The organism is Amycolatopsis vastitatis (genome assembly GCF_002234595.1).
GTDB classification, from domain to species: Bacteria; Actinomycetota; Actinomycetes; order Mycobacteriales; family Pseudonocardiaceae; genus Amycolatopsis; species Amycolatopsis vastitatis.
Genome location: NZ_NMUL01000067.1, coordinates 1 through 18,370 on the forward strand (window position 1 = coordinate 1; position 18,370 = coordinate 18,370).

Consider the following 18,370-nt stretch of genomic DNA (forward strand, 5'->3'; position numbering starts at 1 on the left):
CCTAGTCCGCGCCGAACGGGCCTGCGTCGGCGTAGCCCCTCGGTGCGCGAATGCTGGCTCCGGGCGTTCATGTCACGGCGGTGGGGCACCGTGCTCAGGCGGGTCGCCAGGGCCACCTCATCCGCACGGTGGTACCGGTGGGTGTGCTGGTGATGCCGGCCTCGGGAGCGACCGCCCGGATAATCGGGACACCGCGACCTCCGAGGGGGCGGCTGTCGCCGTCACGCCAGCGGCCGCTGTCGGAAATGGTGACCGTGATGGCGCCGGACTCGCGGTGAGCAGCGACGGTCATGGTGCCCACCGTGCCGTCGGGGTAGGCGTGCTCGACCACGTTGGCCATCGCCTCGTAGGCGGCGAGTTTGAGGTCCTGGACCAGCTCCGCAGGCATGCCGCAGCCGCAGGCCCAGTCGACCAGAACGTCGCGGAGGATCGCCGCCTGGGCGGCGACAGCGGCGACTTCACGCACCACGCTGTCGCGGGATCGTCGCGCCGGCTCGTCCACAGCGTCGGGCAACGTCACCACGGTCTCGCTCTCTGCTGAACGGGCGAACCCAGTCTACCCAGCCCCCAAGACGGCCAAACATCAACGACGAATGGGGCACTGACGCCGAGGCGATCCGCAGCATCGGCTGGTGTTGGCGGAATTTGCCGGCCGGGTTGACGAACGGCTGCTCCATCACGGTGGCCAAGATGTCGCCGGTGGCGGTGTTCATCGTCGTCATCGCGCCGATGAGGTCGTTGATCACCAGGACCGCGGATTCCAGCATCCACCCCGACAGAAACGGTCCGTCTATCGGCGCCCCCGCCGCGTTCACCCGGTCGTGTCGACATCGTCGGCTGCCTGAACGGCTCGGCGGGCAACCCTGCCGGGTCAACGCGCCAGCACGTTCGATGATCTGTCCGCCGACGATTTCCGTGGTGCTGCCGGACACGCTCCGGATCGCCCAGGGCGCATAGGCAGGGATGCCGGGTAATGGCCCCGTCGCGAAGCACAGCGAACAGGACGTCGCAGTGGCGTCGGGCGAGGCTCATGAGTGCGGCCTCGTATTTCTTGCTCTCGGCTCGTCTGTGCTGGTGCCAGACCCTGCCGGCGGGATCGGAGGGCTTGACCTTTGCATGACCGGTGCCGACATCACCGAAGAGCCCGCCGGACAGACGCTGCTCAGGCTCACACCCGAGCATCCGGGCCTGGCGGCGTCAGTGCCGATCCGCGCTCTCGCCTTCCGGCTGTTCCGGTATTCCAGGACTGGTGGTGAGGTGCACCGTGAGGTAGGCGAGGTCCGGCGCGATGTGATCGGCATGGGCACCGACACGTTGCATCGCGCGGATCATCGCGGTGTTGGTCTGCGGAGGGATCGCGACGAGTGCCACCAGGCCTTCGATGCGCGCGAGCGTCACCAGACGGTGGAGCAGTGCGGTGCCGATGCGCCGGCCCTGCCACTGGTCTTCGACGAGGAGACCGACCTTCGCGCACCGGCCGCTTCTCTGCATCGTCGCCATCGCGATCACCGAGCCCGCCGGTGTCTCGGCGATCAGCGTGCGTGTCCTCTTGTGACCGAGGAGCCGTCCGATGGCCGGCCGCCCGCCGCCGTAACGCAAAGCGAGGGTCTCGGCGCCGCACCGCGCGTGCATCGCCTCGAGAGCCGGCGCGTCAGCGGTCGTCGCGCCCCGGATCGTCACCTCCGCATTGGACTCCGGGGCCGGGTCCGCGATGGTGACCGCTGTCCCGGCGAGACGGCGCTGGAGGTCGAGGACGGCTTTGGCCCTGGCGAACTCCGCAGGTGTGAACGGCAGCAGCGGGCGGGTCACCACTACGCCGCCGTCGGTGTCCACCAACCGCATGGTCGTGCCGTCGATGCCTTCCCCCAGTGCTTTTCCGCGGCGCCCGGCGAGTGTCCGTTCGACGGCGCAATCGCCCAGCACCGCCCGGAGCAGCTGGGCCAGGCCGGCTTCCTGCCCGGCCGCCTGAGCCGCGATCGTCAGCAAGCGGGTCGGCAGGTCGACGAACTCGTGCACGTCCGCCGGCATGACCCGGACGTCCCGGCCCCCGCCCAGCTCGGTCACCTCGGCGATGTCCGCCGCGGTCACGGATTCCGGCGCGCGGACGAGGAACTCGTCCACCACGCCGTCAGGTACCGCAAGTACTTGCAACGAGACGATGTCGTAGCGGTGCGCGGCCAGGGCCGCAGTCACTCCCGCCAGGCTCCCGGGCACGTCACGCACGGTGGCGCGGACCCGCCACGCCGTCCCGGCCCTCGGCGGATGTTCGTCCCCGGTGCCGCGCGCCGGGCCCCGTCGCGGACGGTGTACCCACCGGCGCCACGCGACGGTGGCGATCAGGAGCGCGCCCAGCGCGAACAGCACAACCGGCCCGACGCGGTTGTGCGACAACGTGCTGACGAACAGGTCGGCGACCCCGGTGGCGATGAACAGGGCCGCAAGCTCGACCAGCTCACGGCCCGTCGAGGTCCTCGCTCGCTTGGTGCTCTTCGGCTGTACCTCGGCATCGGTCATGCGGACAGCATCCGTGCCCTCTTTTACCCCGGCCTCGCCACCCTGTCACGATTCAGTTAACGAGCCGCGGACCGTGAGCTCCGGCTCCTCATAGAGAATCCGGGTCTGCTGCACGAGTAGGTGACATCTGAGTTGGCTTGCCGAACCGTGCGCACCGATCATTGGCCGCGGAGAACACCTTCTCCCAGGACTGGTAGCTCATCGGCATGCCACCCTCGGTCAGCCACAAGTGCAGCGGTTCCAGCCCTCCGTCGGCTTCGATGAACAACCGTCGTCGCTCACCGGCGTCGATGGCGTTGATCGGGGTATCGGCCTTGGTTCCCCGAGCGTCCCGCCAGAACACCCGGCGTTGCCGGCCCGGAGAGATCTGGGTGACGATCCGCTTGCCGCGCAGCCGGTCATAGCGGCCCGCGCGCTGCGCCTGCCGGATCGCAGCTCTGAGCGTGGTGGCCAGATAGGTTTCGACGCCACCCAGCGCGTCCGCGTTGAGGTAGAACATCCGCTCACGGCGTTTGGCGATCGCCGCGGCCACGGTGCCCTCGTAGTAGGCGTAGCCGTGATCGCGTCCGGCACTTCCAGGGTGAGCAGGCACCCGCCCTCACGCAGTCGTAACCCGCTCTCGAACAGGAGGTCCGCGAACGCGGTGTTGCGACCGTCGTTGCGGCCTCGCCAACCCTTCTCCAGCAGTCCGTGCGCGGTGTAGCCGCACAAGCCGATGTCGCGCCACAGGCGGTAGGTACGCGGGGTGACCCACTTGACGTTGGAGGCTCGCACGTCTTTCGGTTGGTTGTCGGCCACCTCGACTGTCGTGCCGTCCCTGCGCCGCACCGTGTGCGTCGACACGGGGCTGCGCTCGACATGGCCGACGGCGACAGCCCAGTCGTAGAGCAGATTGAACGCGGCCAACTCCCGAGCCCACTTGGCCCCGCGATCCGACTCGGATTTTCCGGCGACCGCCGCCGCCACGTTTCGTAGTCATCAACGTCGTCGTGGTCTGTCTCGTCCCAGTACCTGCCCCGCTTCCAGAGGAAGGTGAAGAACAGCCGGTAGTCCGTCACGTACGACCGCTGTGACCCGTCGGCGAGGAACGCGAACCACGACCGGGTGAGGAACCTCGCGAGCCGCGGGTCCACCCTGCGCTGTGGGTCGATCAGGATCGGCGTACCGCTCTCGATATCGAGCGCACACTCCCGCGCGTCGATGTCGGACCACTCGTCCAGCAACGCCATCCGACCGATCGGGATCTCAGCTTCTCGGGTCGTCCAGTACAGCAACCACTCATCGTTGCCGCTGGCACACCAGCGCGCCGGGCGGTATCTTGCTCGGGTCCTTCATCGCGTCCGGCCGAAGGCTCTTCTCGGGATGATCTCCGGCTTTCACGGAGGTCAGGCCAAGCCGATTTGCCGGGCGATGGCCTGGTTGTCCCAGAAGAGGAACTCCTCGTCCATCGTGCCGCGCTTGTTCCACAGGCCAATGGTAGCGATGTTGACGGCGTACTCCTTGCCGGTCGGCTGGATGAAACCGCCCTTGCCGTCGGGCATCGGCCTGGTGAAAGTGCCCTGCTGGACGCCGGCGACCGCGGTCAGGCCGTCACGGGCCACGCGCAGGTAGTGCGACTGGATCCGGGTATCCGGCGCCCAGATGAACAAGCCTTTCAGGTCCTCGACGTGCCGGTCGATACCGTCGGTGTAGTGACCGTCCGGAAAGTGCACGCGAATGTGCTTGGCGTGACTCTCACCGAGGCGCGCCCACTTCTGGTGGGTGAAGACGTCGAAGTCGAGTTCGCCGAACGTCTCCAGATTGCGCCGTTCCTCCGACGTGAGGCCCTTCGGGAACGGCGGGTTGGGGACGGGCGTCGTGGCCGGGTCGGGCAGCGGGACCCACGGGTTGTGTCCGGCGGTCGCGGCGCCGGCGGTCGCGGTTCCGCTGGTGACCGCAGCGAGCGCCAGCGCGCCGAACGCGGCGGCGCCACCGTTGGTCATGAGTGAACGACGGTCGAGCATCACTGGTTCTCTCTCTCGGTATTCAGAGATTTCTCTCACGGTCGCGGCATCGTCACGGCGACGGCGGCGATCACCCCCGGAACGCGCTCGTTGCCGGGAGTGACCACCGTTTCCAGCCGCTCTACGAGTTGCGCCAGACTGTCCCGCGGCGCTCGTACTCCAACACGGTTTCGACCTGGTTGGCGAAGCGCGCGCCCAAGAATCGCTCGACCAGCCAAACCGCGCCGTCCAAGCCGGAGGTGATGCCACCGCACGTGACGAGGTCACCGTCATCGACCACGCGCGCGTTGACCACCTTCGCGCCCTCTGCGGCAAGGGCGGCCTTGCTGCCCGAGTGGGTGGTGGCCGGCCTGCCGCGGGTGAATCCTGCCGCCGACAAGGCCATCACGCCCGTGCAGACCCCGACCATGATCGCTTCGACCTCGGCGAGGCGCCGGATGAACGCCTTGTCCGCCAGCAGCCTTTGCATGCCCGAACCCGGTAGGTCGTGCCGGTTGCCGCCTGGCACGATCAGCACGTCGGCGTCCTGCGGTGACCATCCGTGCGGTACTTCGATCCGCAGCCCCCTCGACGCGGTGATCATGGTCGGCTTGGTGGTCGACACCAGTGTCGTCGGATGGCGCCGCCCATGGAGGCCGCGATGGACAGCACGTCGTAAGGCGCTATGGAATCCAACTCCTCCACGCCCTCGTAGAGCAGAATCTGGACACGCAACGGCGATGCCGCCGAGGCTACGGGCACGCCTGTGGCCAGCAGCCCGGTCGACAACGCGGACGCGCGCAGGAAAGTACGTCGTTCCAAGGATTTCCTCGTCATGAGAGCCCCCTGCCGAGTAGTCGGCTCGGACCCGCCGATAGTTCCCGGGGCCACAAAGGATTCAGTCTGCGTGTCACCGCGCAGAGCGTTCCGGTGCGATCAATCGGCCTGGGAGCGCCCTTGACCATCACGGCGGGGCGTGGCGCAGACGAGGAACCCGTCGAGGGTGGCGTACTGGCCGCTGCGCTTGACCACCCGGATGGTGTGCGGGGTGGCAGGGTCCAGGTCGCTGATGGTGTACAGCGTCTGCTGGACTTGCCTGCTGGTCGACGATGTGCTGATCACACCTTTGGACACGTCGTCGATGAAGACCTCGATGTCGCCCTGGTCGGAGTTCTTCTCCCCGATCACGCCGACGCCGGCGCCGGTGAACGTCATGGTGGCTGAGTCGCCGTTGTTGTGCGCGGCGTGCACGGTTTCGTGGAAGTCGCCGAGGCCGCGGAACCCCGGGGCGATCCACGACCCGTGGTATTCGATGGACAGGTCGAAGTCGTCGAGGCGGCTCCGGTTCGCTCGCAGTTCGCGGGGCAGGCCGGCGGCGTTGATGATCTCTCCGGCCGCCGGCGGCCAGTCGCCGTTCTTGACCTCCGTGTTGTCGGTCAGGACGACGTTGGTGCCGTTGTTGTAACTACCCGCCGGTGCGTAGAAGTTGTCGTGCATGCGGATGTCGTGGATGGTGGGGGTCCACATGCCGGTCCACGAGCCGTTGGCGAAGTGGATGACGTTGTGGTGGGTGTCCCAGTTCGAGCTGCCTTCGTCCTGGTAGATCATGTTGTTGGTGTGGGTGCCGCCGCTCAGCACGTTTCCCCGGAACTCCGAGGTCAGCGTGTCGTCGTGCCCGCCCTGACCGCCGTTGGTGTAGATGTGCCCGCCGTCGTGCAGCACCCCCATGACGTCGTAGACGTAGTTCTCCACGATCTGGTTGGCGCCGGCGTAGTCGGTACCGCGCCGGCAGGAGCCGACCGGGAAGTTGTTCTGCTTCGCCTGCAACTCGCAGCTCGCGGCCCAGCCCCAGCCCCAGCCCATCGAGATGCCGGAGTACGGGGTGTGCGCGATCTCGTTGTTCGCGAGGACGGCGCCCCGTGTGTAGCCCGCCCAGATGCCCACCGCGTCCTGGTAGTCCTGACCCACGTATTCGATGACATTCTGCGAGATGGTGTCCCCGCTGGTCATCCGGGTCGGATCGGTGACGTAGTAGTCGTCGACCTCACCCAGCGACACACCGCCACCCGACGTGTCGTGAATCCGGCTCCTGGTGATCGTCGACTCACGGGTGCCGTCGGCCAGGTCGATGCCCGTGCCTCCGGTGTGGGCGATCTCGACGTCGGTGAAGACGATGCCGCGCCCGCGATGGACCTGCACCGCCGCGGGGATGCGGACGGAGCGGCGCGTGACGGCGTCCCACAGCACACCGGCCTGGTTGTCGAGGTAGCCGACAGTGGATGGCAGGTTCCAGGTGGTGTGCGCGAAAGTGATACCGCGGAAGGTGATGTCGTGCACCGGGGCGATCCGGTCGGGGATCACCACGAACCCGTCCACCACCAGGTAGTCGCCGCCGGCCTTGACCAGCTTGACGGTGTGCCCGCCAGGGGACAGACCGGTCACCGACACCACCGGCTGCTGCGCCAGCCGCACCGGCCCGTTCGCCGACACGGTCCTGGTCTTCGTGCCGTCGACGTACACGTCGATGGCGCCGGCGTCGGTGTTGACCTCGGTGAGCACGTCCAGGCCCGTACCGGTGAAGGTGAAGGTCATCGAGTCACCGTTGACCATGGTGTAGTGCACGTCGTTGTCGAAGTCGCCGTACGGCCGCCCGCCGGCGGTGCGCCACGACGGCGAGTACGTCGCGCGTGGGTCCGTGTCGTTGACCGGAGCCAGGTGCCCCGGCGTTCCGCTGAGGTCGACGACCTTGTCCAGGACCGGCAGGTCCACCTGGGCGGTGGCGAGATTCTCGCCGGGCCGCGGCAGGTAGTACAGGTAGTTCGCAGTGGTATCGAGGTAGAACTCACCGGGCTCGGTGAGCAGCTGGTACGCGTTCTCCACCCAGCTGACGCCCTCAAGCTTCGGAAGCCCGGCGCCGTTGAAGGGAAAGCCCAGGTTCGGCACCGAGGTGTTGTTGTTCGCGAAACAACCCGGTGCCACGTCGAGGCTGGAACCACCGCCGGCGGCTTCGGTGATGCCCGCCAGCGGGCACCGCAGGTGCTTCCAGTCGCGGTTGTAGACCACCTCGACCGCGGAAGCGTTGGTGAAGGACCGATACGACGTGTCTCCGGTGACGAAACTGGAGTTCTTGAGGGTGAATCCGCCTGGGTCGAGTGGACCGCGGGCGCGCTGGGCGCGCTGTCCGTTGACGAACAGCTGGCGACTGGTCGTGCCGGGCGGTACTGCGGCCCGGTAGATGTTGCGAGAGCGGTCGTAGAGGCTGAAGCCGCCCACCTGGCGTGCGCCGCTGAGCACGGGCTGCTCGGTCCGGTAGGCCGAGTACACGACCTGGTGGCCGTTGGCACCCGAGTCCGCCGGGCCGAGGGTGAACGGGGCTGCCAGCCGGTAGGTGCCGCCGCGCAGGCGCACGTTGATGTCAGTGGTCATCGAGCCGACCAGTCCGCGCACCTTGTTCCGGACGCCGTCCAGACTGCACGGGGCCGCCTGCGTACAGGCATTCCCGGAACCGGCCGGGGCGGCATACAGCTCCATCGCCGGAGCCGCGGCGGCCGGCAAGGGCACAGCAAGCCCCACGGCGGCCGTCACAGCGGCGACCGTCAGGCGCCGTAAGTTCGGCCATGAACGTGTGCGCATCAGTGCTCCTCAAGAAGAAGGGGTGTGCGGCGGCGGGCCCTCGAGACGCGGAACCCGCCGCCGGTCCTCGGTTCGGTTCAGACAGCCGTGATCTTGAACGAATCGAACGTCACCGTGCCCGCCTTCGCCGCATTGTGCGAGCACCAGAACATCCCCGCGTCCATCGTGGGCAGGGCGCCGACCAGCGTGATCGGGTTGCCGACCTGAATCCACGCAGCACCGTCGGCCGACCAGAACCCCGTAACACTGCTGCCCGAGCGGACCACCTTCAGATACACGGGCCCGGCCGTGATCGGCCCCGCCGCCTGCGTGCGGTCCGGATAGCCGTCACCGTTGGTGTCCCATTCCCACGCCACGCCGTAAGCCTGGGAGACGGCGAGGTAGGCGTAGCCTTGCCCCTTGCCCGCCGCGGTGATGTCGTTGCGGAGCATGATGCCGGTCTTGGTGTAGGGGTCGATCACGTCGTACTTCACCATCCGAGCGGTGACCTGCGCACTGCTCGCGACGGACTGTGGTGCGTAGATCGCGCCGTATTCGTCGACCGAGCGCCCGACGCCCCACATGTCGGCGCTGGCGTTGGTGATCGTGTAGGCGCCGCCCGCTTCCGCGAACCGGGTGGGCACGCCGCCGAAGGTCGACAGGGTCGTCACCGGGCTGACCGGGGCGATCGACACCGTCCTCGTCGTCACGAACAGCTGCTTCTGGCTGACGTAGCTGATGCCGACGGTGATCTTCGCGGGGTCCAGCGTGGAGAACTTCGCCGGAGCGGTGACGGTCCACGGCACAGTCATCGACACGCCCGCTTCGAGACTGCGAGGCACCTTTCGGGGACCGGTGACCGTCCAGCCTTCCGGCGCACTCATCGTCACCTGCAACGACTTCAGCGAAGCGATCGTATCCAGATTCGTGAGCGCGACCTTCACGGTGGTAGCCGCACCTGCGGCCGCCGAGGTGCTCGCCGGGGTGACGTCGACGCCCAGCCCGGGCCGGAAGCTGTCCGCGCCGGACCGCTGCGCACGCGGGATTCCCGCGTTGTAGATGATGGCCGCCGCCGCGGCGGGAGGCTCGTCGCCCATCGCGATCGTGTTCGTGACGCGGCTGCCGGGTGCCCGGTTCAGGTCATCGAACGCCACGTTCGCGCTGGCGTAGGTCGAGTCGACGGCCAGGTCACCGGTGGTGTAGCCGGCGGCTGCGTTCGCGTTGGCGTGCAACGCTTGCCGGGTCCGGAGGAAAACGTTGTCCGTGGCCGTCCAGAACCGGGAGCCTTCGTCGAAGTAGAACCCGAACGAGTAGGACGACTTCGGCGCCAGGCTGTCCCGGCAGAAGTTGCCGTCGAGCACCGAACCCGGCATGGACCCGAGGGTGTACACGCAGGCGCCGTCGTTCAGCTCGGTGATGACGTTGTGCAGGTAGTTCGCCTCGACTCGCGCGTTGCGGGCCGTCGTCGGGGTGGTGTAGGCGGGTGTCCCGAAGTCGTAGGTTCCTCGCGCGCGGTAGTTCGGGCTGCCGCCCTGGTCCCACATGCCCCAGCCGTAGCCGACGGCGATCCCGCTGTAGGGCATGTTGAACACTTCGTTGTGCGCGATGGTGATTCCGTCGACGTAGGTGGAGAAGATCCCGGCCATGTCCCGGTAGACGATCCCGTTGTCGTGTACGGAGTTGTTGGTGACGGTGATGTTCTTGACCGTCATCGCCGGGTCGGCCGGGTGGTGAGCGTCCTTGCGGATCCCGCCGACGACGATACCGCCCGCTGCGTTCTGCGCGAAGGTGTTCCCGGTGACCTTGATGTCCTGCGCGGCCAGGCCGACGCCGGACGCGTGCGCGTTGGCGTCGTTGCCGATGCCGAGCGCCTGCGAGCCGAGGTTGGTGAAGGTGTTGCCGGTGAAGGCCACATCGGTGGCCGCGGACACCTGCACGGCACCCGGCATCATGCTCCAGTTCGGGCGGCCCGCTTCGAATCCGGGACAGCCGACGGCGCAGGAGGTGAACGCGTCGGCCGGCCGTGCCGGCTGGACGTCGGCGAGGTAGCCGCCGGTCTGCTGGCTGGCGAATCCGGTGCTGCGGCTGGGGCCGAGCCACGACGTTCCGGTGAAGGTGAGGCCCGTGAAGTTCAGGTTCCGCACCGGCTTGGCGAGCGTGCCCGAGACCTGCACGAGAGACTCCACGCGGGGAAGTTCCACGTCGGCCTTCGCCATCGACTGGCCGGCAGCCGGTTTGTAGTACAGGACGCCCGCGACCGTGTCGAGGAACCACTGCCGCTCGGCGGAGAGGAACTCACGGGCGTTCTGCAAAGTGAGGATCGGGCCGCCGAACGGACTTTGCAGGGTGTCGTAGCCGTAGGTGTTGTTGTTCCACGCCGGCTGCTGCATCGTCACGGTCGTCCCGCTCACCGACTCGACCGGCGCGAAGCGGTCGGTGAACGACAGTACCGCCTCCAGCTCCACGCGTTTCGGCGTCGCCACCTTCTGCAGCGTCGACGCGAGACCCGCGTCCTTGACGGTGAACCCGGTCGCGGTGACGGCGATCTTTTCGCGCGGCACGACGATCTGCGCCCGCGGCGCGATCACGCCGTCGACGTAGAGCTGACGGCTGTCGAAGCCCGTCCCGACCTTCGCGGCATAGACGTTGTTCGCCGCATCGCTCAGCGCCCACGCGGAGACCTTCTTGGCGCCGGTGAACACCGGGCGGGCCCCGGGAGCCGCCTGCCAGGTGACCGCGCGGGCCGCACCCCCGTCGCGGTCGTCGAACTTCAGCGGGGCGTCCAGCCGGTATGTGCCGTCTCCGACGAGCACCGTGACGTCGCTACCCGCGGCGCCCTCCCGCACCTTCTGCTGAGCGGCGAGCACCGTGCACGGCGCCGGCCGGGTGCACGCGGTGCCGTGTGCGTTCGGCGTGACGTAGAGCGTCGAGCCGGCGGCCGCGGACGCGGACGGCGCGAAGCCCGTCCCCGCGACCAGTGCCGCGAGCGCGACAACCGCGGCGCCGCGGCGTCTCCGCCCGGTACCTCCGGGACTCGAGTCGAATGGGTTCACCGTTGAACTCCGTTCCAGTGGGAGATCGCCGTGCCCGAGGCGCGGCGGTGGGACTGTTCAGAGCGACGAGCCAACCGGCGCGTCGAGGGTCGGGGGGAACGCCCGCAGGGTCATCGCGATGGTCAGCCGGATCCGGGTGCCCGGCGGTAGCGTCACCGTCAGGTAGCGGACGCCCTCGCCGACCGGAACGGCACGTTCGATCGGAGCGGGCGGTGCTGACTCGTAGGCGTAGAAGTCGCCGGGCCACGCCGGGTCCGGCGGAGTTTGGGTGACCTCGACGGCGTTGAGGCGGTGCTCGGCGAACGTCCCGCCCTGCAGCACGAGGGCCCGCTCGGCGGCCGCGGAGAGGTTGACCAGGTCGACCACGACGTGCTGGGGCTCCACATCGGACACCAGTGCGGCCACGTCGGCCGGCAAGCCCGGCCGGGCGGCGTCGGCGTCCCAGTAGCGGACCCTGGCCTGCGGATGCCCGCCGTTGTAGATGACCTGCGGACCACCCCACGTGAGCTGGGTGAGGACCTCCGTGACCACCGGGTTGACCTGCTGCCACAGGTGAATGTCGGCCTCCTGCACGGCTTCCCCGGGGTACGCGCCGATCAGCGCGAGCCGTCGCCGGAGCTGGTGTTCGGCCGCGGCCAGTGCTCGCTCCGGGTAGCCGGGGTTGTCCCCGGTGAGGAAGGCGAACCAGGGTGCCTCGTGGCCGCTCTCCTCCTTGTCCCGGAACGGCAGGACGAGTCGCCAGTCACGACCGGAGCGCTCCCGCAGTCGCTCCAGCCTCGCCCGGTCGCCCGGCAGTCCCGAGTGGATCCAGAGCGCCATCGGCACGGTCAGCGACGGCGGGTTCCAGTCGTGCGGGCCACGGTCGCTGTGCCGCAGCGGGATCATCGACGTCGGCCGGTCGGCGTCGGGCCCGAGCAGTGCCGCGGCCTTGCGCCGGATCGAGGTGTCGCTCTCGGCGAGGGTGAGATCGCGGGCCAGCGCGTAGACGTGGTCGTGGGTGGTGCGGACCATGTCCAGGTAGCTGTCGTCGGAGGTGGCCAGCGCCGCGGAGAGTGCCGCCACCGCCTGGGCCTGCCCGATGCTGTAGAGCCCGTGCGGCCAGGTCCAGCCGTAGTGCCCGCCGTACCAGCGGCCGTCCAGGGTTCCGCCGACAACTCCGTTCCGGTCGACGTTGTCTGGCACCACCCCGTCGTTGGCCTCGGCCCGCTTGCGCCAGCCGCCGACGTAGCCGGTCACCCACGTGCGGAAGGCTTCGTCGCCGGTGGCCAGCCAGGCGTTGAGCACCAGGCCGCTGATCGACATGTTCATCGCGACGTCGCCGCGCCCGAGACGCCGGGCCATCTCCTCCCCCAGCCGCGGATCGCCGTCCGGTCCCCCGTTCGCGGCGCGGCCGGGCAGCCAGTCGAGCGGGTAGCCGTAGGTGTCGGCTTCGGCCTGCGTCCAGGGGTACTGGGAGCCGTCGAAGAGCCCGCGGTCGGCGCCGTCGGTCCCGTTATGGGCGCCCAGGACGATCCGGCGTGCGGGGTCGTAGTTGCCGTGCGCGGGATCGGTGTAGAGCTCGGCGAACCGGCGGGCGTGCCCGGCCCACGTCCCGGGGTCGGCGACGGTGAGGCCGTAGAACAAGAGAGCGCTTTCTCCTTGGTGGAACCAGTCGTACCCGCGTTCGAAGTCGTCGCGGACGACGCCGAGCTCGGTGAGCTGGTCGGTGACGCCGCGCCAGTGCCTGGCGGCCGCGCGCAGGATGTCCGTGCTGCCACCGAGCAGGTAGAGCTGAGGCCAGTTGAAGAACGCCTCGTAGAAATCGTCACCACCGTCGCGTGTGGACAGTTTGCCCGGGTAGCGCAGCCTGCCGCGTTCGTCGGCGTAGACCTCCTCGAAGCGCCGCCACGCTTCGTCGAGGCGGTCGAACAAGGCACGTTCGGCCACCGCCCATGCGGGTGGCTCCAGGACCGGGACGGTGGCCGTGACCGCGGCTCCGGGCGCGAGCGGGCTGGGGGACGTGGGCATCAGGGGCCTACTCCTTGGTCGCGCCGGCGAGCATGCCGGAGACGAGGGTGCGCTGGGCGAACACGAACACGAACAGCACGGGGGCGACGGTGAGCACCGCGGCCAGCGCCAGCTCGGGCCGGGTGACCTCGAACCCCGCGCCGACGACCGGGTTGAACGAGGGCACCGAGGTCAGCAGCTGGGCCAGGCCGACCTGGGCGGGGTACTGGTCGCTGCCCGGCAGCATCACGTACGGCAGGAAGAAGTTGGTCCAGTTGGCCACGAACCCGAAGAACCCGACGAGCGCGACGATCGGTTTCGCCAACGGCACCGCGATCCGGGTGAACACCTGCCATTCGGTGCAGCCGTCGATGCGCGCCGCGGAGAGCAGGGCGGCCGGGACAGCGGTGGAGAAGTAGATGTAGGTGAGGTACACGCCGAACGGGTAGAAGGAGAACGGCAGGATGACCGACCACGCCGTGCCGGCCAGGCCCAGCGCGTTCGTCTCCAGGAACAGCGGGATGACCAGGGTCGTCGCCGGCATGAGCATCACCACGAGCGTGGTGACCAGCAAGGGCTTCCGGAACCGGAAGTCCACCAGGCCCAGCACGTAGCCCGCTGGGATGCTGACGGCGAGGGTGATGACCAGCGCGGCGAAGGAGTAGAACACCGAGTTGCCGAGCCAGGTCCACAGCTGCGCGTCCTGGAACGACATCAGCGCGGTGAAGTTCTCCTCGAGCTGCTTGAACGAACCGAAGGACAACGGGTTGCCGTTGAGCAGTTGCTCGTCGGTCTTCGTCGTCGCCAGCAGCAGCCAGCCGACCGGCAGGACGAAGAACACGGCGAACGCGGTCAGCAGCAGGCCAGCGAGCACCGGCGGACGACGCCGCTGCCGCCGGCGACAGGCCGGATGACTCGGGACCGCCCGCGCTACGGCAATCCCGGCCGCGCCGCGTTTCTCAGTCTGCATCGAAGAATCCTGACCACGTCACGAAGATCCCGGCCGCGGCCAGGCTGACCACCAGCAGCTCCACCGAGAGAGCGGCCGCGCCGTTGAGGTCCCCGACCTGGAAGGCGAAGGTGTAGGAAAGCTGGTTGAGGCTGTAGTCGTTGCTGATTACGCCGAGGCTCGCCTGGGACAGCAGCTGAGGTTCGACGAACAGCTGCGAGCCACCCGCGAAGGCGAGGATGACCATGTAGGCAACCCATTTCCGCAGCATCGGGAGCTCGATCCGGCGGGCGATCTGCCAGGCGGACGCCCCGTCGATCCGGGCCGCCTCGATGATGTCGCGAGGAATGTTGTTCAGTGCGCCGTAGAGCACGACGATCCAGCCGCCCGCGCCGGTCCAGAACGCGATGATCGTGAACAGCACCGGCAGGTGGCCGACCGCGATCACCTCGCCGAACCGGTCGAACCCCAGTGTCCGCAGCAGCCATGACACCGGGCTCACCGCGGGGTCGAGGATGAACAGCCACAGCAGGACGCTGGAAGCGCCGACGAGCGCGCCGGGCAGGTAGTAGAGGAACCGGACGAACCGGCTCAGCCGTCCCGACCGCAGGTGGAACAGCACCAGCGCCAGCCCGACGGTGAGCACCGTCAGGCTGACCAGCCAGAACCCGAGGTAGATCGCGATGTGCCCGACGGCGGCGGCGAACCGGAAGTCGGTGAACGTCGTGACGAAGTTGCCGAACCCGGCGAAGCCCGCCTCCGATGTGGTGAACGCCAGGTACAGTGCGTACCCGGTCGGCACGATGCCGAAGAGCGCCAGCAGCACGGTGTACGGCGCGGCGAAGGACCAGCCGAGTGCGTTGCGGCGTTTGTCTCCGCCTTGGGCCGGGGCAATCTCGGCAGGGGAAGACGGGGCCATCACTGCCCGATCCGGTAGCCGTTGGACTTGGCGTAGTTGGTGATCGCGGTCTGCCAGTCGGGCAGCAGCGAGGTGATCGTCTTGCCCGCGGTCACCCCCGGGGTGATGGTCGAGGCCCAGATCTTCTCCTGGCTGAAGCTCGGTGAGCCCCAGCCGGGCCAGACCCGCGTGGCCGCTTCCACCAGTGGCGCGCCGATGTCGCCGGCGAAGTAGCCGCTGGACGCCTGCTTCTTGAGCCAGCCCTGGGCGGCAGTGCTGAACGCGGGGTAGCCGGGAGCTTGTTCGACCTGGTAGGCGTCGTTGGTCGTCACGAACGTCATGAAGTCGACGGCGAGGTCGAGGTGCGTGCTGTGCGACGACAGCAGCCACGTGCCGCCACCGACGTTCCCGGTCACCGGCTGGTCCTTGTCCGCCGCCCAGTGCAGGGCGGGAGCGGCGGCGATCCGGCCGCCCGGGGTCTTGAAGGTGTCCTTGAACAGTGCGCCACCGAACCAGGACGGGCCGGGCAGCATCAGGGTCTTGGACGCCTGCGACTTGGCGTAGTCATTGGAGAACACGCCGGTGTTGGTGACCGAGCCGGCCTGGTGCAGGGTGTCGAGCAGCGACGCCATCCGCGTGCACTCGGGCGCGGCGGAGTCGACCTTGAGCGTCGTCGCGTCGGTCAGGGTGTTCACCGGGCACTTGCTCGCCCAGAAGTAGATCTCCGGAGCGAACGCGTCGCCGATGTCGCCCACGTTGTAGCCCGGGTGCTCGGCGGCGACGCGCTTGCCGAGCGCTTCGTACTCCTCCCAGGTGGTGGGCACGGTGTAGCCGAACTGCGCCATCAGCGGCTGGTCGTACCAGAGCACGACCTGGGCGAGATCGTTGCGCAGGCAGTAGACCGTGCCATCGACCGTGCAGGTGTCGAGTGACCCCTTGGCGAAGCCGGACAGCGTCGCGTCCGGCACCAGCCCCTTGTTCAGCGGAGCCGTGAACTTGTTGTCGCCCTTGGCGGCCCAGGCGGTTTCGTTGGCCTGAGTGCTCCACACGACGTCCGGCCAGCCGCTCCCGGTCCGGTTGAACAGCTGGACCTTGGTCTGCAGGAAGTTCGAGCCGTTCGCGTCGCCGTCGTAGGTGACGACGTCGAGCTTCACGTCCGGGTGTGCCTTTTGGTAGGCGGCCGCGGCCGCTTGGCGGGAGGAGTCGACCCAGACGGTCAGCTCCTTGGTCGTACTCTGCTTCGCCTGCGTAAACCCGGCGGCCTGGGTCCCGCCCCCGGAACTGCCGCCGCACCCCGCGACGAGTACCGCCGCGACCACCACCGCCGCACCGGCCACGGCCCGGCGCAGAGGCCCCGGCCGGAGACCCACATTCCGTTCTAGAGACATCGTCTCGCCTTCCGCTCACCGGACCGACGCCCGGGTGAGCGCCATCGCTGGGCGAAATAATGCGGATTCATTCTCAGGTCGGTCAAGTATCGATTCGGTAACAGGCACGCAAGCGAGAAGGCTCAGCGACCCGAAAGTCGCTGCTAGCGGCTACGTCTCCGAGCAATATAGAGATCAACATCGCCCAAACGACCCTCGAAATAAATACGACTCATTCCAAGGGATGTTACAGTAGCTTGCGTACGAGCGTCTCCGGCGCCAAAGGCGCCGACGAAGGGGGGACCATGCCCACCGACGGCGGTGCCTACCGGCCGGGCTACGAAGTCGCCGCCGAACGCATCTTGGAGCTGATCGACGGCCTGAGTCTCCGTGCAGGCGACCGGCTGCCCACGGAGATCGACCTCGCCCAGCAGCTCGACACCAGCCGCTCGGTGGTGCGCGAAGCGATCAAGGTCCTCTCCGCGCTCGGGCGGGTGACAGCACAAAAAGGGCGCGGCCTCTACGTGGCCGACGGCACGAGCATGCTGGGCGGCGCCCGGCAACCCACGTTCTTCCTGCCGACGAAGCTTGAACACGTCGACCGGCTCTTCGAGTTCCGCAAGCTGATCGACGTCGAAGCGAGCAGGCTCGCCGCCACGCGCGCGACCCCGCTCCAGCTCAATGACATGCGCGAAGCCGCCGCCGACTGCATCAGCGCCTTCGAGGCAGGCGACTTCGAAGCCTTCGGCCGGGCCGACGACCGGTTCCACGAGTCGGTGGCCGCGGCGGCCCAGAACCCGTTCCTCAGCGAAGCGGTCATCCAATGCCGCCGCGCCCAGCGGCAGACGGCCCGGCTCGGCCTGCCTACCTACTTCGCGGGCAACTACAGCCTGGCCAACCAGGAACACACCGCGATCCTCGCCGCGATCCAGGCCGGAGACGTGGACCGCGCGGACCAGGCCGCCCGCAACCACATCGATCGGACCGAAGCCGATTACCGGCAAGACATCATGGCGCGGCTGTCCCAGTCAGGTCAGGGCACGCGAACGCCTGGATGACGTGCAGCTTCCCGAAACGGTGGCCACCCCCTTTCGGAACGGAACGCCGCCCTACGCGGCGGATCCTCGTCACCGGTGAGGCGAACCTCGGCGGTCGTCACGGTCACGATCGTGCTCCTTGTCGACGCCGCCACGCGGCCCCCGGCACTCAAGACCGGCACGCTGAGACAGGTAGAAGGCGCGCGCCGTGCCCGCGAAGACGGTGGCGCGTTCGGCGGCGGTCAGTCCCACGGTCGCCGTCTCGTGGATGTGCCAGACGGCCTCGGCCGGGGTGAACAGCTCGCACACCGGCCAGTCGGACCCGGCCATCACCCGCCGCGGGGTGAACGTCGACACCACATGGTCGATCACCGGGAACACCCGCGTGACCGGGCCGAGCCCGAGCAGGCCGGAGAGCTTGACGTACACGTTGGGCAGCTCCGCGAGAGCAGCCAGCCACCGGGTCCACGGCCCGAGTTCGCCGCCGACCGGCGGATTGCCCGCGTGGTCGACGACCATGTCCACCTCGGGCAGGTCGCGGGCCAGCCGCAGTGCGGCGGCCCACTGCGGCGCCTTCACGAGCAGGTCGTAGGTCAGGCCGGCGTGGCCGACCTCGGCGATGCCGCGCCGGACGTCGGCACGGTCCAGCCAGTTCGGGTCCGGCTCGGCCTGAACGGCGTGCCGCACCCCGCACAGCCGCGCCCCGCCGCGCGTCCGGCGGAGGGCGGCGAGCCTGCCGGGCACGTCCGGCCCGGCGAGGTCGACCCGCCCGACGACCCCCGCCACCGGGCCCGCGCTGTCCGCGGCCAGTTCGAGGAAGTCGAGGGTCTCCGCCTCGTCCGGGATCGTCTGGACCAGGATCGTCGCGCCGACGCCGCAGCGCGCCGCGACGTCACGCAGTTCCGGCAGCTAGTAGGGCCCGCGGATGGCGGCGAGCCCCGGGCTGTCCAGGAAAGGGCGTCGGCGCGAGGG

At 68.7% G+C, this 18,370-nt stretch carries 15 protein-coding genes; 1 reads left to right on the forward strand and 14 read right to left on the reverse strand.

Annotated features, from left to right (window positions below; translation table 11 throughout):
• Nucleotides 1-94 precede the first annotated feature (94 nt).
• From CF165_RS44525 to CF165_RS44580, 13 genes are all read right to left on the reverse strand, one after another.
• Entirely contained in the window at nucleotides 95-469 is a 375-nt protein-coding gene (locus tag CF165_RS44525; RefSeq protein WP_240522089.1) for an ATP-binding protein, read from the reverse strand.
• Complete coding sequence (locus CF165_RS50730) at nucleotides 459-932, reverse strand: hypothetical protein (protein WP_143268826.1); 474 nt, start codon at nucleotides 930-932, stop codon at nucleotides 459-461. Before CF165_RS50730 ends, CF165_RS44525 begins: the two co-directional genes overlap by 11 nt.
• A 265-nt stretch (nucleotides 933-1,197) precedes the next feature.
• Entirely contained in the window at nucleotides 1,198-2,514 is a 1,317-nt protein-coding gene (locus CF165_RS50735; protein ID WP_143268827.1) for a GNAT family N-acetyltransferase, read from the reverse strand.
• An 88-nt stretch (nucleotides 2,515-2,602) separates the two neighbouring features.
• Nucleotides 2,603-3,046, reverse strand: coding sequence for a hypothetical protein (locus CF165_RS44540; protein WP_093953640.1), 444 nt, complete (start codon nucleotides 3,044-3,046; stop codon nucleotides 2,603-2,605).
• Between the two features lie 853 nt (nucleotides 3,047-3,899).
• The gene (locus tag CF165_RS44545; protein ID WP_205661171.1) at nucleotides 3,900-4,496 is read right to left on the reverse strand and encodes an ester cyclase; all 597 of its coding nucleotides are present in this window, start codon (nucleotides 4,494-4,496) and stop codon (nucleotides 3,900-3,902) included.
• Between the two features lie 142 nt (nucleotides 4,497-4,638).
• Nucleotides 4,639-5,100: a DJ-1/PfpI family protein gene (locus CF165_RS44550; RefSeq protein WP_240522090.1), complete on the reverse strand. Its 462-nt coding sequence runs from the start codon at nucleotides 5,098-5,100 to the stop codon at nucleotides 4,639-4,641.
• Entirely contained in the window at nucleotides 5,097-5,333 is a 237-nt protein-coding gene (locus tag CF165_RS53120) for a twin-arginine translocation signal domain-containing protein (protein ID WP_240522091.1), read from the reverse strand. Before CF165_RS53120 ends, CF165_RS44550 begins: the two co-directional genes overlap by 4 nt.
• A gap of 99 nt (nucleotides 5,334-5,432) precedes the next feature.
• Nucleotides 5,433-7,922 carry a right-handed parallel beta-helix repeat-containing protein gene (locus CF165_RS44555; protein ID WP_143268829.1) on the reverse strand — a complete coding sequence of 830 codons (2,490 nt, stop codon included), beginning with the start codon at nucleotides 7,920-7,922 and terminating at the stop codon, nucleotides 5,433-5,435.
• A gap of 284 nt (nucleotides 7,923-8,206) precedes the next feature.
• Nucleotides 8,207-11,161 (reverse strand): NEW3 domain-containing protein, encoded by a 2,955-nt coding sequence (locus CF165_RS44560; RefSeq protein ID WP_093953643.1) that lies wholly within the window; start codon nucleotides 11,159-11,161, stop codon nucleotides 8,207-8,209.
• 57 nt (nucleotides 11,162-11,218) lie between these two features.
• The gene (locus CF165_RS44565) at nucleotides 11,219-13,168 is read right to left on the reverse strand and encodes a DUF8034 domain-containing protein (RefSeq protein ID WP_093953644.1); all 1,950 of its coding nucleotides are present in this window, start codon (nucleotides 13,166-13,168) and stop codon (nucleotides 11,219-11,221) included.
• Nucleotides 13,169-13,175: 7 nt separating this feature from the next.
• A complete protein-coding gene (locus CF165_RS44570; protein ID WP_240522092.1) occupies nucleotides 13,176-14,021 on the reverse strand; it encodes a carbohydrate ABC transporter permease in 846 nt (281 codons plus the stop codon).
• Nucleotides 14,022-14,106: 85 nt separating this feature from the next.
• Nucleotides 14,107-15,015 carry a carbohydrate ABC transporter permease gene (locus CF165_RS44575; RefSeq protein WP_093953646.1) on the reverse strand — a complete coding sequence of 303 codons (909 nt, stop codon included), beginning with the start codon at nucleotides 15,013-15,015 and terminating at the stop codon, nucleotides 14,107-14,109.
• Entirely contained in the window at nucleotides 15,015-16,382 is a 1,368-nt protein-coding gene (locus CF165_RS44580; RefSeq protein WP_093953647.1) for an ABC transporter substrate-binding protein, read from the reverse strand. Before CF165_RS44580 ends, CF165_RS44575 begins: the two co-directional genes overlap by 1 nt.
• A gap of 284 nt (nucleotides 16,383-16,666) precedes the next feature.
• Between CF165_RS44580 and CF165_RS44585 the strand changes: the two genes are divergently transcribed.
• The gene (locus CF165_RS44585) at nucleotides 16,667-17,419 is read left to right on the forward strand and encodes a FadR/GntR family transcriptional regulator (RefSeq protein ID WP_093953648.1); all 753 of its coding nucleotides are present in this window, start codon (nucleotides 16,667-16,669) and stop codon (nucleotides 17,417-17,419) included.
• 69 nt (nucleotides 17,420-17,488) lie between these two features.
• Here CF165_RS44585 and CF165_RS44590 read toward each other — a convergent pair whose 3' ends face one another.
• Nucleotides 17,489-18,307, reverse strand: coding sequence for an amidohydrolase family protein (locus CF165_RS44590; RefSeq protein WP_093953649.1), 819 nt, complete (start codon nucleotides 18,305-18,307; stop codon nucleotides 17,489-17,491).
• Nucleotides 18,308-18,370 lie beyond the last annotated feature (63 nt).